The 13,589-nt window shown below is 69.5% G+C and carries 9 protein-coding genes; 3 read left to right on the top strand and 6 right to left on the bottom strand.

Going from position 1 to position 13,589, the window contains the following annotated elements:
• Positions 1 to 26: 26 nt before the first annotated feature.
• The 4 genes from OHB13_RS34705 to xsc form a co-directional block, all read right to left on the bottom strand.
• A complete protein-coding gene (locus OHB13_RS34705; RefSeq protein WP_328379795.1) occupies positions 27 to 605 on the bottom strand; it encodes a GNAT family N-acetyltransferase in 579 nt (192 codons plus the stop codon).
• 75 nt (positions 606 to 680) lie between these two features.
• On the bottom strand, positions 681 to 1,430 hold the full coding sequence (locus tag OHB13_RS34700) for a phosphonatase-like hydrolase (RefSeq protein WP_406072587.1): 750 nt from the start codon (positions 1,428 to 1,430) through the stop codon (positions 681 to 683).
• The gene (locus OHB13_RS34695) at positions 1,427 to 2,527 is read right to left on the bottom strand and encodes a phosphate acyltransferase (RefSeq protein WP_328379794.1); all 1,101 of its coding nucleotides are present in this window, start codon (positions 2,525 to 2,527) and stop codon (positions 1,427 to 1,429) included. The genes OHB13_RS34700 and OHB13_RS34695 overlap by 4 nt, the downstream gene beginning before the upstream one ends.
• 300 nt (positions 2,528 to 2,827) lie before the next feature.
• On the bottom strand, positions 2,828 to 4,636 hold the full coding sequence (gene xsc / locus OHB13_RS34690; protein ID WP_266861894.1) for a sulfoacetaldehyde acetyltransferase: 1,809 nt from the start codon (positions 4,634 to 4,636) through the stop codon (positions 2,828 to 2,830).
• A 167-nt stretch (positions 4,637 to 4,803) separates the two neighbouring features.
• On the opposite strand from xsc, the gene OHB13_RS34685 reads away from it, so the two are divergent.
• From OHB13_RS34685 to OHB13_RS34675, 3 genes are read left to right on the top strand one after another with little or no spacing between them, the layout of a single operon-like run.
• On the top strand, positions 4,804 to 5,622 hold the full coding sequence (locus OHB13_RS34685; RefSeq protein ID WP_266861896.1) for an IclR family transcriptional regulator: 819 nt from the start codon (positions 4,804 to 4,806) through the stop codon (positions 5,620 to 5,622).
• A gap of 15 nt (positions 5,623 to 5,637) precedes the next feature.
• Positions 5,638 to 6,696 carry an AAA family ATPase gene (locus OHB13_RS34680; RefSeq protein WP_266861898.1) on the top strand — a complete coding sequence of 353 codons (1,059 nt, stop codon included), beginning with the start codon at positions 5,638 to 5,640 and terminating at the stop codon, positions 6,694 to 6,696.
• Position 6,697: 1 nt separating this feature from the next.
• Complete coding sequence (locus OHB13_RS34675) at positions 6,698 to 8,416, top strand: cobaltochelatase CobT-related protein (RefSeq protein ID WP_328379793.1); 1,719 nt, start codon at positions 6,698 to 6,700, stop codon at positions 8,414 to 8,416.
• A 128-nt stretch (positions 8,417 to 8,544) separates the two neighbouring features.
• Here OHB13_RS34675 and OHB13_RS34670 read toward each other — a convergent pair whose 3' ends face one another.
• Both OHB13_RS34670 and OHB13_RS34665 read right to left on the bottom strand, forming a co-directional pair.
• A complete protein-coding gene (locus OHB13_RS34670) occupies positions 8,545 to 9,252 on the bottom strand; it encodes a response regulator (RefSeq protein WP_328379792.1) in 708 nt (235 codons plus the stop codon).
• Complete coding sequence (locus OHB13_RS34665) at positions 9,249 to 13,526, bottom strand: HAMP domain-containing protein (RefSeq protein ID WP_328379791.1); 4,278 nt, start codon at positions 13,524 to 13,526, stop codon at positions 9,249 to 9,251. Before OHB13_RS34665 ends, OHB13_RS34670 begins: the two co-directional genes overlap by 4 nt.
• Positions 13,527 to 13,589 lie beyond the last annotated feature (63 nt).

The following is a 13,589-nucleotide window of genomic DNA, read 5'->3' as shown; positions in this document are numbered from 1 at the left end:
GGCGAGGGCTTTGCGGGTGGCGGCCGTCAGCGCTCCTGGCGGAGATCCAGCATGCAGAGCACCTTGTCGTAGCGGCGCTGCCGGAAGGCGACGAAGTCGGGCAGACGGCCGTACTCGGCGAAGCCCAGCGAGCGGTAGAGCCGCAGGGCATTGGCGTTGTCACCGCGGGCGTCCAAGGTGAGCACTTCGATGCCGGCCGCCCGGGCGTCCTCGACCAGGGCGGCAGTCAGCGCCCGGCCGACGCCACGTCCATGGACACCGCGGTCCACCGCGAGCTTCTCCAGATCGGCGTGCGGCCTGTGGGTCGGTCTGGCGTACCGCAGCCAGTACCCCAGTCCGACGAGGCGGCGGTCCAGATAGGCGACGCGCAAGGCCCCGTCCCCCTCCCGGACCGCGTGCAGCACGTGGTCGAGCAGTTCCGCGACCTCGTCGGGCGAGGGTGGTTCGACCCATCCCAGCGCGGCGCCCCGGCCGACCAGGTCCGCCAGAACCCGGTGGGCCGATGCCGCGAGCCCGGCGCCCAGCTCCGGATCGCGAGTCAGCTCCGAAGCGTCGAGTACGGCGAGCTCGCCGGCGGTCTCACCGTTGATCGGTTGCGCATTCATGGCGGGCAGCCCAGGTCCTGTCCGGTCCCCGGCCCTGGGCCGGTCCCGACCCGGATACGCGCGGTGGCGCGCGGTTCAGCAGCCACGCAGGACGTCCGGAAGACGGCGGACGGAGTCGATGACGTAGTGCGCTCCGGCGGCGCGCAGCTGGGGTTCCGTGTGGGCGCCGGTCAGCACGGCGACCACGAGACCCGCACCGGCGCGCAGGCCCGCCTCGATGTCGTACGGGGTGTCGCCGACGACCACGGTGTGGTGGACGGAGGGCGTCTCGGTGCGCAGGAGCGCGGTGAGCACCATGTCGGGGTAGGGGCGGCCGCGGCCCGCGTCGGCGGGTGAGAGCACCGCGTCGGCGAGGTCCAGCCAGCCGAGGGAAGCCAGCAGGCTGTCCCGGGTCCGGGGCGAGAAGCCGGTGTTGAGGACGACGGCGACGCCGGATGCGCGGAGCGCCTCGATCGTCTCGCGTGCACCCGGGATCGGCTTGCAGCGGCCGGCGGCGACGAGTTCGGCGTAGGCGCGCTCGAAGACGTCGTTGGCCCGCTCCGCCGTGTCCTGGTCACCGAAGAGATGGCGGAACACGGAGATCTTGGACTCGCCCATGGTGGCGCGGACGTGCTCCATCATGCGGGTGTGGGCCGGGCCGCCCTCCGGTACGTCCAGGTGGCACAGCGCCTGGACGAAGGCATCCTCCACGGCGCCCGCGTCGGTGACCGTGGTACCGGCCATGTCGAGTACGGCGAGGCAGATTCCGTCGCGCGAGCCGTCGCCGGCCCCGGCGCGGTGATCAGCCTGGGCGGCGTGGCGGGGCGCGGCGGTCGGGGGTGTCAGGGGCACGGTGCTTCCTCCGGTGCTTGAGGGCGGCGGGCGCTGTCCGTCTGCAGGGCGGCTGCCAGCGCGAGAGCCGCGATGTCCGATCCGGTGCAGCCGCGCGAGAGGTCGTGCAGGGGTGCGGCTGGACCCTGGAGCAGGGGGCCGACCGCCGCGGCGCCACCGGCCCACTGGGCGATCTTGTAGCCGATGTTGCCGGCGGCAAGGCCGGGGAAGACAAACGTGTTCGCCCGGCCCGCGATGTCCGACTCGGGCGCCTTGGACCGGCCGATCGCCGGGACGGCCGCCGCGTCGTACTGCAGCTCGCCGTCGACGGCGAGACCGGGCTCGGTGGCACGGACCAGGCTCAGCGCCTCGCGCACCCGGTCCACCTGCGGGTGGGACGCACTGCCCTTGGTACTGAAGGACAGCAGCGCCACCCGGGACGGCTCGCCGGTGAGGGCCCGGTAGGTGGCAGCGGTGGCGAGGGCGATGTCGGCGAGTTCCCTGCTGGTCGGGTCGACCACCACGGCGCAGTCGCCGTAGCCGAGGAGGCGGCCGTCGGGCATCACCATGAGGAAGCTGCTGGAGAGGGTACGGATGCCGGGGGCGAGGCCGACGACGTACAGCCCCGCCCGCAGGACGTCGGCGGTGGGGCGGTTGCTGCCGGCCACACAGGCATCGATCTCGCCCAGACGCAGCGCCGTCGCGGTGAGGTAGAGAGGGTCCGCGGCCAGGGCGCGCCGCCCGTCGGGGGTGAGGCCGCGCCGGGCGGCCAGCGCGTCCGCGAGGGTTCCGGCGCAGCGGTCGTCGGCGGCGAGCGCCGCCGGGTCGAGTATGCCGAGCCGGTCGGGGTCGTCGGGCAGTTTCAGACCGAGCTCGGCCGCGCCCGCGTGGATACGCGCCGGATCGCCGACCAGGACCGGGGTGACGGCGTGCTGTTCGGCGAGGTGGACCGCGGCCCAGAGCGCCCGTGGGTCGGTCCCCTCGGCCAGGGCGACGCGGGGCCGCCGGGCGGCGGGACGCAGTCGCTGGGCCCAGGTGTCGAGCAGATGCTGGACGGCGGCTCCGGCCGGTCCTGCGGGAGGCCGCGCCGGGGCGAGCGGGTCGATGAGCATGGGGCTGTTCCCTTGGCGTGGGCGGTGCGGGAGGAGTGGGGAGAGCTACGTGGAAGAGGGGCCCGGGATGAGGAATCCGGCCGGGTGAAGCGGGAGATGGACCGGACATGCGGTCCAGGGCGCCGGGGTCCGGAGGGTCCAGGGCGCGCCGGGGTCCGGAGGCGCCGTGCGCACGAGGGGCGTGCACGGCGCCTCAGGACCCGTCGGGTGCGGAGGCCCCGGGACCGGGCAGGGCAGCCGGGACCGGGACCCCCGCGGTCATGGAGCCGGGAGGCGCGAGTGCCTCCCGGCTCGGGTCGCTCAGACGTAGTCCTGGTACTTCTCCAGGTAGCGCACCGGCTTGGAGAGCGCGTCGCGGCGGAACGGGTCGCCCAGCTCACGGGTGCACATGATCTCGATGACCGTGGTCCGGCCCTCGTTCATCTGGGCGTCGACGGCCTTCTGCAGGGCCGGGCCGACGTCGGAGAGCTTCTCCACGACGATGCCGTCGGCGCCCATGGCCTCGGCGATGGCGGCGAAGCTCTCGTTCTCCAGCTCCCCCGCGACGAAGCGCCGGTTGTAGAAGTCGACCTGGTTCTTCTTCTCCGCCCCCCACTGACGGTTGTGGAAGACGACGGCGGTGACGGGGATGTCGTGCCGTACCGCGGTCATGATCTCGCCCATGCTCATGCCCCAGGCGCCGTCTCCCGCGTAGGAGATGGCCGGGCGGTCCATGGCGGCGGCCTTGGCCCCGATGATGGTCGGCAGGGCGTAGCCGCAGTTGCCGAAGCTCATCGGCGCGAAGAAGGAGCGGGGCTCCTCGAAGCGCAGATAGCTGTTGGCCACGGAGTTGATGTTGCCGATGTCGGTGGAGACCATGACGCGCGGCGGCATGGCGCGCTCCAGCTCCCGCAGCACCTCGCGCGGGTGCAGCCAGTCGCCCTCCTCTTCCTCCTGCTCGGCGATCATGTCGAGGCTGAACGGGTCCTTCTCGTGGGTCCAGGCGCTGAGCTCTTCCTCCCACGCGTCCTGCTCGGCCTTCATGACGGCGGCGCGCCGCTCGCGGGTGGCGTCGCAGTCCAGGGTCCGGCCGGTGAGCCGTTCGGTGAGGGCGGCCGCCGCATCCTTGGCGTCGCCGCAGATGCCGACGGTGATCTTCTTGACCAGGCCGAGCATCTTGTGGTCGGCGTCGATCTGGATGATCTTCGCGTTCTTCGGCCAGTAGTCCATGCCGTGCTGCGGCAGGGTGCCGAACGGGCCGAGGCGGGACCCCAGCGCGACCACGACGTCGGCCTGGGCGATCAGCTTCATCGCGGCCTTGGAGCCCTGGTAGCCCAGGGGTCCGCACCACTGCGGGTGGCTCGCCGGGAACGAGTCGTTGTGCAGGTAGCTGTTGACGACCGGGGCGCCGAGCCGTTCGGCGAGCGCCTTGCACTGGTCGACCCCGTCGGCCATGACGACACCGCCGCCGGAGATGATGACCGGGAACTCGGCGGTGGCCAGCAGTTCGGCCGCCTCGTCCAGGCTCTTCTCGCCGCCCGCGCCGCGGTCGAGCCGGTTCGGCCGCGGGATCTCGGTGTTGATGTCACCGTAGAAGTAGTCGCGCGGGATGTTCAGCTGCGTCGGGCCGATCTCCGACATGGCCCGGTCGAAGGCGCGGCCGGTGAACTCGGCCATCCGGTTCGGGTTGTTCACATGGGCCTGGTACTTGGTGAACTCCTGGAACATCGGCAGCTGGTTGGCCTCCTGGAAGCCGCCCAGGCCCATGCCCATGGTGCCGGTCTCCGGGGTCACGATGACGACGGGGCTGTGGGCCCAGTACGCGGCCGCGATGGCGGTGACGCAGTTGCTGATGCCGGGGCCGTTCTGGCCGATGACGACCCCGTGCCGGCCGCTGACCCGGGCGTATCCGTCGGCCATGTGGCCGGCGCCCTGCTCGTGGACGACCGGCACCAGGCGGATACCGGCCGGCGCGAAGATGTCCATGGCGTCCATGAACGCCGAGCCCATGATGCCGAAGATATCGGTGACGTCATTGGCCACCAGCGTCTCGACGAACGCCTCCGACGGGGTCATCCGCTGCGGGCCTGCCGCGACAGTACGGCTGGTGTCCGCGGGGTTCTCGCTCATGGTTCCACTCCTTCAGCACACCGGATCATAAAGAATCGGTACGTGGCGTTCCTGAAATCAGGATCTGAGTGGACCATAGGAGCCCTGCCCCGCCCCGTCAACGGTGAGTTCCGAAAATCGATACCTGATACGCTACTTTCCGGAATCTGGACCGACCTGGAGCTACCGTGGACCTGTCACGCGCATCCGACCCCGCCGCACTCAACGGCGACACGCCGACCATGCGGCTCTTCGCGCTGCTCGAACTGATCGCGTCCAAGGACCAGTTGGTCTCGCTCCAGGGCCTGGTCGAGGAGACCGGCATGCCCAAACCGACGCTGCACCGGATGCTGCAGCAACTGGAGAGTGCGGGACTGCTCATCCGCCAGAGCGACGGCAGGCACTACGGCACCGGATCGAGGCTGCGGCGGCTCGCCGAGAACCTGCTGCTCAACGCCACCCACCACGGCGCACGCCACGCGGTGCTGCGCAGTCTGGTGGACGAGCTGGGCGAGAGCTGCAACATCACCACGCTCTCGGGCAACGAGGTCGTCTATCTCGACCGGGTCGAGACCCCCGAGCCGCTGCGCTTCTATCTGACCGCCGGTTCCCGGGTGCCCGCACACTGCTCGGCCAGCGGCAAGATGATCCTCTCCCAGATGCTCCCGGCGCAGCGGCGCAAGCTGCTCGCCCACGCACCGCTCAAGCGGTGCACCCCCAACACCGTGACCGATCTCGACACTCTGGAGGAGGAGTTCCGGCGCGTGCGCCGCGACGGATTCTCGCTGGACGACGAGGAGTTCCTGCCCGGCCTGGTGTGCGTGGCCGTCCTCGTGCCGGCCGCGGGCGGCGCCCGTTCCAACATGTGCGTCGCCGTGCAGGCACCCGCCGTACGGCTCACCGCGGACAAGGCCCTGCAGGTCCTGCCCGCGCTCCAGCGCGCCGCCGCGGCGATCAGCCGTATCGAGGCGGAGGGAACGCCGGAGGACCCCACCGACTCCCCCTGACGAAGGGAATTCCCCATGACGACCTGTACCGCGACCGCGGGCCGCACCGACGGCGCGGCGGAGGCCGGGCCCGCCACCCCGACGCGAGGACCGGACGTCCGGCTGGCCGTGAAGGACGTGTTCGGTATCGAATCGTCCCTCACGGTCCCCGCGTTCGCCGAACCGTCCGAACACGTCCCCGAGACCGACCCCGCCTACCGGTTCAACCCCGATGTGACCCTGGCGCTGCTGGCCGGCTTCACACACAACCGCCGGGTGCTGGTCCAGGGGCTGCACGGCACCGGCAAGTCCACCCATGTCGAGCAGGTGGCGGCCCGGCTCAACTGGCCCTGCGTACGCGTCAATCTGGACGGCCACCTCAGCCGTCTCGACCTCGTCGGCAAGGACACGGTGGTGCTGCGCGAAGGCCGCCAGGTGACCGCCTTCCAGGAAGGGATCATCCCGTGGGCGCTGCGCCGGCCGGTCGCCCTGATCCTCGACGAGTACGACGCGGGGCGCCCGGACGTCATGTTCATCATCCAGCGCCTGCTGGAACGCGAGGGCAGGTTCACCCTGCTGGACCAGAACGAAGTGCTGCGCCCGCACCCGCAGTTCCGGCTGTTCGCCACGGCGAACACGGTGGGTCTGGGCAACCTCAACGGGCTCTACCACGGGGCGCAGCGCCTCAACCACGCCCAGATCGACCGCTGGAACATCGTGGCGGCCCTCAACTACCTGCCCGCCGACGAGGAAGCGGCCATCGTACGGGCCAGGGTCCCGGCCTTCGCCGACGAGGCGGGACGTGAACTGGTGACCGCGATGGTGGCGGTCGCCGCACTGACGCGTGCGGGGTTCCGCGCGGGCGATCTGTCGACGCTGATGTCTCCCCGTACGGTCATCACCTGGGCGGAGAACACCGAGATATTCGGCGACTGCGCCGCCGCCTTCCGGCTGTCCTTCCTCAACCGCTGCGACGAGGACGAACGCCATGTGGTGGCCGAGTACTTCCAGCGCTGTTTCGGCCGGGAGCCCGAGGAGCCGGGACGGGTCTCCGGTCACGGCCCGCTCGCCGGCGATCCGGTCCGGGGCGCCTGACATGGGCGGTACCCAGGCAGCGGTCCGCCACCGGCAGCAGGTCCAGGAGCTGTGCGGGGCGGCGGTCCGCGCCCTGTGCGGTGTCCCGGATCTGCACTTCCGCGGCGGGCGGCCGCACCGCGGGCGGCAGGCACTCCCGGTGTTCGCACCGCATCTGTATCCCTCCGCGCAGGACGACTTCGGCTCCTTCCGGGGTGCGGCGGACGGCCTGGCGCTGCGGCTGGCCCACTCCGACCAGGAGCTGCACCGGCGGCTGTGCCCGGACGACCGGACGGCGCGGCTGGTCTTCGAGATGCTGGAGCAGTTCCGGGCCGAGTCGCTGGCGCCGGCGCACCTGCCCGGCATGGAGCACAACCTCCAGCACCGCCACGAGCAGTGGTCGCTCGCCTTCCACCAGTCGGGGCTGACCGAGACGGCGACCGGTCTTCTCCTCCACACGGTCGCGCAGGTGTGCCGGGCCAGGATCACCGGCCGCCCGGTGATCGAGGAGACCGAGGGGATCATCGAGGCCACCCGCGGCGCCCTGGCCCCGGTGATCGGCCACGAGCTGGCGGGGCTGCGCCAGGACCGCTTCGACCAGGCGCGGTTCGCCGTGCACGCGCTGGCGATCGCCCGTGCCGTGGCGGAGTTGACCGCTTCCGCCGGGGCGGCCGCCCACCGGGGCCGCGCGGAGCGCGCCGACGACGTACGGCCCGCTCCCCCGCGCAACGGATTCACCCTGCTGACGGATTTCGACGACGGCCCGGCGGGCAGCGCCGCCGCGCTCCACGGCGCGGACACCGGCGAGGGCGACGGCTACCGCGTCTTCACCACCGCCTACGACCGGCAGCGGCGTGCGGGCACTCTGGTGCGCCCCGCTGCGCTGACCGGCTACCGAGAGCGGCTCGACCGGCGGATCGCCTCGCAGGGCATCAACCTGTCAGGTATCACACGGGAGTTGACGGCGCGGCTCGCAACGCCCGTGACCCGGGGCTGGGACGGCGCGCAGGAGGAGGGGTACATCGACGGCCGGATGCTGGCCCGGCTGATCGGATCCCCCACCGAGCGGCGGGTGTTCAGGTCCGAGCGGACCGAACCGGCGACCGACGCGAGGGTGACGTTCCTGATCGACTGCTCCGGCTCCATGAAGGAGTACGGCGAATCGCTCGCCCTGCTGGTCGATGTGTTCGCCAGGGCACTGGACCGGGCCGGGGCCGAGTGCGAGATCCTCGGCTTCACCACCGGAGCCTGGAACGGCGGCCGGGCCAGGCGTGACTGGCTGCGCGCCGGACGGCCTCCGCGCCCCGGCCGGCTCAACGAGCAGTGCCACCTGGTGTTCAAGGACGCCGCAACCCCGTGGCGCACCGCTCGCCGGGATATCGCCGCCCTGCTGAAACCGGATCTCTTCCGCGAGGGAGTGGACGGCGAAGCAGTGGCCTGGGCGGCCCGCCGCACCGAGGGCACGGTGGCGGAGCGCGGGCCGGGCAGCCGGCGGCTGCTGTTCGTGCTGTCGGACGGCGGCCCCATGGACACCGCGACCCAGCTCGCCAACGACGACCACTTCCTCGACCGCCACCTCAAGGACGTGGTGGCGCGGTACGAACAGTCCGGGGCGGTCGAGGTCCACGGAGTGGGGCTGGGCCTCGACCTGAGCCCGTACTACCGGAGTTCACGTGTCCTGGACCTCTCGCGGGGCCCGGACAACGGGGTGTTCCGGGAGATCCTCGGCCTCATCGGCTGAGCGGCGCGCAGCGGGGACGCGGCTGCCCGGGTCGATCATGATGTGCAGGCGCACTACCAAAGATCCCCGAGTCCGCGCAGGGGCGCACCGCCACCGAGCGGACTGCGATGTCAGTGAGTGTTGCGATGTCAGCTGGCGTCCCCGGTCGCCAGCAGGCTGCCGACGGCGTGTTCGAGGTCGGCGATACGGTCGGCGAGTCGGCCCGGTTCGGGACTTTCCGCGTCGCGCAGCAGCAGTTCGATCTGGGTGAGTTGTTCGGCGATTTCAGCCAGCTCCTCCCCCCGCGCGAGGGCCGGGCCTGCACCTGTGGTCCGTCGCTGTTGTTTGTCCCGCATCCTGTCAGCGGGCTCCACAGATCCCCCGGGTTGGGCGTGTGCCGTGGAATGGCTCTCGGTAACCAGGAGCCGCCTCAACTGCTCGGCCTGTGCGGAGATCTGACGCTTCTGGCGGTGCAGGTCCAGGAAGACGCTGACCTTGGTGCGGAGCAGCCATGGGTCGAAGGGCTTGATCAGGAAGTCGGCGATGCCGACGGAGTATCCCCGGTACGCGTAGTCCGAGTCGGCTTCGGCCCCGGTCAGCAGGATGATGGGCACATCCTTGGTCTGGTCCAGCCGCTTGATGTTGGCGGCGGTCTCGAAGCCGTCCATACCCGGCATCAGGACATCGAGCAGCACGACGGCGAACTCCTGGCGGAGCATCGCCTTCAAGGCCTCCTCCCCCGAGCGTGCGAGGACCAGGGGCTGACCGAGCGGGCCGAGCACGGCCTGCAGCGCGACCAGGTTTTCCTCCATGTCGTCGACGATCAGGATGCAGCTGTCATCTGCGGTAGCGCTCATGTGTCCTCCCTCGGAGGAGAGGTCTCGTTGTCTTCCTCGGCGATATCCGGGCCTTCTGCGGAATCCGGCTGGTCCTCGGAGTCGTCCCGCGGGTCCAGCAGTTCACAGATCACCGACAGCAGCCGGTCGACGTCCACGGGTTTGGGAACGTAGTCGTTGGCGCCGCTGTCGATCGCCTTCTCGCGGTCGCCCGGCATGGCCTTGGCGGTGAGTGCGATGATCGGCAGGTGGGCGAGGCGGTCTGTGCTCCGGATGGCCCGGACCGTCTCATAGCCGTCCATCTCGGGCATCATGATGTCCATCAGGACCAGCGACACGTCCGGGTACCGGTCGAGGACATCGAGGCCCTCGCGGCCGTTCTCGGCGTATTTGACAGTGATGCCCACGCGTCCGAGCACGTGCGTGAGGGCGAAAACGTTCCGGATGTCGTCGTCGACGATGAGGATGCAGCGCCCTGCCAGTACGCGACCGGAGCGTCCGCTCAGCCACCCTTTGAGCCGTGTCGTCTCCGGCCATGTCTCGTCGCGGCCGTCGGCTGTCTGATCCTCCGTGATGGTCAGGCTGCCCGGTGTGTCCAATGGTGCGCCCGGGGGGCGATCAGCGGCGGCGTTGAACGGTCCGGCACGTCCGGACAGCGCGGCCGGGGCTTCGGGTGTGGCAGCCACAGCCGGGAGCCCCGCTCGGCCGGGTGCGGGCGAGACGCCGGGGAAGCGCGAGGGAATGTACAAGGTGAACCGGGAGCCGACGCCGTGCTCGCTCTCGGCGACGATCCGGCCCCCGAGCAGCCCGGCCATCTCCCGGCTGATGGAGAGACCGAGCCCGGTGCCGCCGTACTTGCGGTTGGTGGTGCCGTCGGACTGCTGGAACGCCTCGAAGATCCCCGCGAGCTCCTCGGGCGGGATACCGATGCCGGTGTCCTTGACACAGAACGCGACGACCGCCTCGGCACTCCGTAGTGTTTCTTCCTCGAACTCCGTTCCCGGCACCCGCTCGACACGTAGCTCCACACCACCCGACGGGGTGAACTTCACCGCGTTGGACAGCAGGTTGCGGAGGATCTGCTGGAGCCGCTGTTCGTCCGAGAAGAGTTCCGACGGCACGTCGGGGCCGACCGTGACATCGAAGGTGAGGTCGCGGTCGACGGCGAGGGGACGGAATGTCGCACGCACGTAGTCGAGCAGTGTGATCAGTGGCAGCTTCTTCGGATGCACATCCATCCGCCCCGCCTCGATCTTCGACAGGTCCAGAATGTCGTTGATCAGCTGGAGCAGGTCGGAGCCCGAGCGCTGAATGGTGGCCGCGTACTCCACTTCCTGCTCCGAGAGCCGGTTCTCGGGGTTGTCGGCGAGGAGCCGGGCCATGATGAGGAGGGAATTGAGCGGAGTGCGCAGCTCGTGCGACATGTTCGCCAGGAACTCCGACTTGTACTGCGACGACGTGGCCAGCAGCGCGGCCTTCTCCTCCAGCGCGGCATTGGTGCTCTGCAGCTCGTTCGAGCGCTGGCGCAGCTCGGAGGTGAGTCGCTGGGACTCCGAGAGCAGGGATTCCGTCCGGGAGTTGGCAATGATGGTGTTGATCGATACGCCGATGGTGTTCACGAACTGGTCGATGAAGGCGAGGTGAACCTCGCTGAATCTGCTGAACGAGGCCAGTTCGATCACGCCGAGGACCTGGTCCTCGAAGAGAATCGGCAAGATGACGACGCTGGCCGGCAGCGCCTCGCCGAGACCGGAGCTGATGGTGATGTAGTCCGGGGGCACGCTCTCGACAAGGATGCGCTTCTTCTCCAGAGCGGCTTGGGTGATCAGGCCACGGCTGGGGGTGCCGGACCGAGGGAGCAGGCCGCTTTCATCGGCCTGGCCGCTGCCGTATCCAGCGATGAACTCCAGCCCCTCGCCCGGATTGGCGCCGGCTTCGGCCAGGAAGAACGCCCCGAACTGCGCGTTCACCAGCGGGGTCAGTTCGCGCAGGATCAGGTCGGCGACTTCGACCAGGTCGCCGCGGCCCTGCATGAGGCCGGCGAGCCGGGTGAGGTTGGATTCCAGCCAGTCCTTGGCACGGGTGGTCTCGCGAAGGTTGGTCACCATGAGGTTGACGTTGTTCTTCAGCGCTGCGACCTCGCCCTCGGCCTCGACCGAGATGGAGCGAGACATGTCACCCTGGGTGACGGCATTGGCCACCTCGGCGATCGCGCGGACCTGCGTGGTCAGGTTCAGAGCGAGCACGTTGACGCTGGTGGTCAGCTGCTTCCAGGTTCCGTACACGCCCTCGACGCGGGCCTGGCCGCCCAGTCTTCCCTCGCTGCCGACCTCACGGGCGACACGCGTCACCTCGGAGGAGAAGGAGGACAGCGTGTCGACCATGGTGTTGACGGTCGTCTTCAACTCCAGGATCTCGCCTCGCGCGTCCACGTCGATCTTCTTCGACAGGTCACCGTTGGCGACGGCGGTGGCGACCTGGGCGATGTTGCGAACCTGGGAGGTCAGGTTGGCGCCCATGAAGTTGACGTTGTCGGTGAGGTCCTTCCAGACACCGGAAACACCCCTGACCTGCGCGCGTCCACCCAGCTGCCCCTCGGTGCCGACCTCACGGGCCACCCGTGTCACCTCGTCCGCGAACGCCGAGAGCTGACCGACCATGGTGTTGACGGTGTCTTTCAGTTCCAGGATCTCGCCTCGTGCGTCCACGTCGATCTTCTTCGACAGGTCGCCGTTGGCGACGGCGGTGGTGACCTGGGCGATGTTACGAACCTGGGCGGTCAGGTTCGATGCCATGAAGTTGACACTCTCGGTGAGGTCCTTCCAGACACCGGAAACGCCCCTGACCTGCGCCTGTCCGCCCAGCTGCCCTTCACTGCCGACCTCACGGGCCACCCGTGTCACCTCGTCCGCGAACGCCGAGAGCTGGTCCACCATCGTGTTGATCGTCGTCTTCAGCTCCAGGATCTCGCCCCTTGCCTCCACCGTGATCGTCTTGCCGAGGTCCCCCTCGGCGACGGCGGTGGCGACCTGGGCGATGTTACGAACCTGGGAGGTCAGATTCGATGCCATCAAGTTGACACTCTCGGTGAGGTCCTTCCAGACACCGGAGACACCCCTGACCTGCGCCTGTCCGCCCAGCTGCCCTTCACTGCCGACCTCACGGGCCACCCGTGTCACCTCGTCCGCGAACGCCCGCAACTGGTCCACCATCGTGTTCACCGTGAGCTTCAGCTGCAGGATCTCGCCCCTCACGTCCACCGTGATCTTCTGGCTGAGGTCGCCGTTGGCGACGGCGGTGGTGACCTGGGCGATGTTACGAACCTGGGCGGTCAGATTCGATGCCATGAAATTGACACTCTCGGTGAGGTCCTTCCAGACACCGGAGACACCCCTGACCTGCGCGCGTCCGCCCAGCTGCCCTTCACTGCCGACCTCACGGGCCACCCGTGTCACCTCGTCCGCGAACGCCCGCAACTGGTCCACCATCGTGTTCACCGTGAGCTTCAGCTCCAACAGCTCGCCGGTGGCCTCGACTGTCACCTGCTGGGTGAGGTCGCCCTTCGCCACAGCCGTCGTCACGACTGCGATATCACGCACCTGAGCTGTCAGCCGCGACGCCATCGTGTCGACGGCCTCCGTCACGAGCCGCCAGTCACCGGACAGCCCTCGGGCCTTGGCCCGCCCGCCCAGCCGCCCCTCGGTGCCAACCTCCCGGGCGACGCGTGTCACCTCGCCGGTGAACAGGGAGAGCTGGTCCACCATGCGGTTCACGCCGCGCCCCAGGCGCCGCAGATCACCGCGGAGCTGGCGGCTTCCGTCGTACAGGTCGACGTGCTGCGTCAGGTCCCCGTCGGCAACGGCGTTCAGCACTCGCGTCGCCTTCGTGACCGGTACCACCAGTGCGTCGAGCAGTGTGTTCGCTGCGTCGACGCTCGATGCCCATTCCCCCTGGCCGGGGCTCACCGCGATCCGTTCGTCCAGTCGGCCCTGCTGCACCAGCGCGTGCCGCACCCGCTGCAGCTCTTCGGCCAGATGATCGTTGCGCGCGACGATCCGATTGAACACCCCCGCCATCTCGGCCAGGATGCCCTCGCCCGCGCTCCCTACCCGCACGCTGAAATCCCCGTCACACAAGGTATTCATCGCTGTCAGCAGCGGCCGCAGGTCACCCTCAGGTACCCACTGTCTGTCACTGGCGCCCCCCGGGCGGCCAGCGTACTCGTCGGATTCGGGATTTTCGGGTGATTCCGGGGCGGGCGAAGCGGAATCAGGCCGGACCGGATCGAGTGCCATGGCAGCCCATTTCCAGTGGTCTATTTATGCCGGTATGTCACAGTGTAAACGTCAGCAGATCTT

Origin of the sequence: Streptomyces sp. NBC_00440 (assembly GCF_036014215.1) — a bacterium.
Classification (GTDB): domain Bacteria; phylum Actinomycetota; class Actinomycetes; order Streptomycetales; family Streptomycetaceae; genus Streptomyces.
The sequence above is the reverse complement of the archived record's forward strand: the minus strand, read 5'-3'. Positions and strand labels throughout refer to the sequence as shown.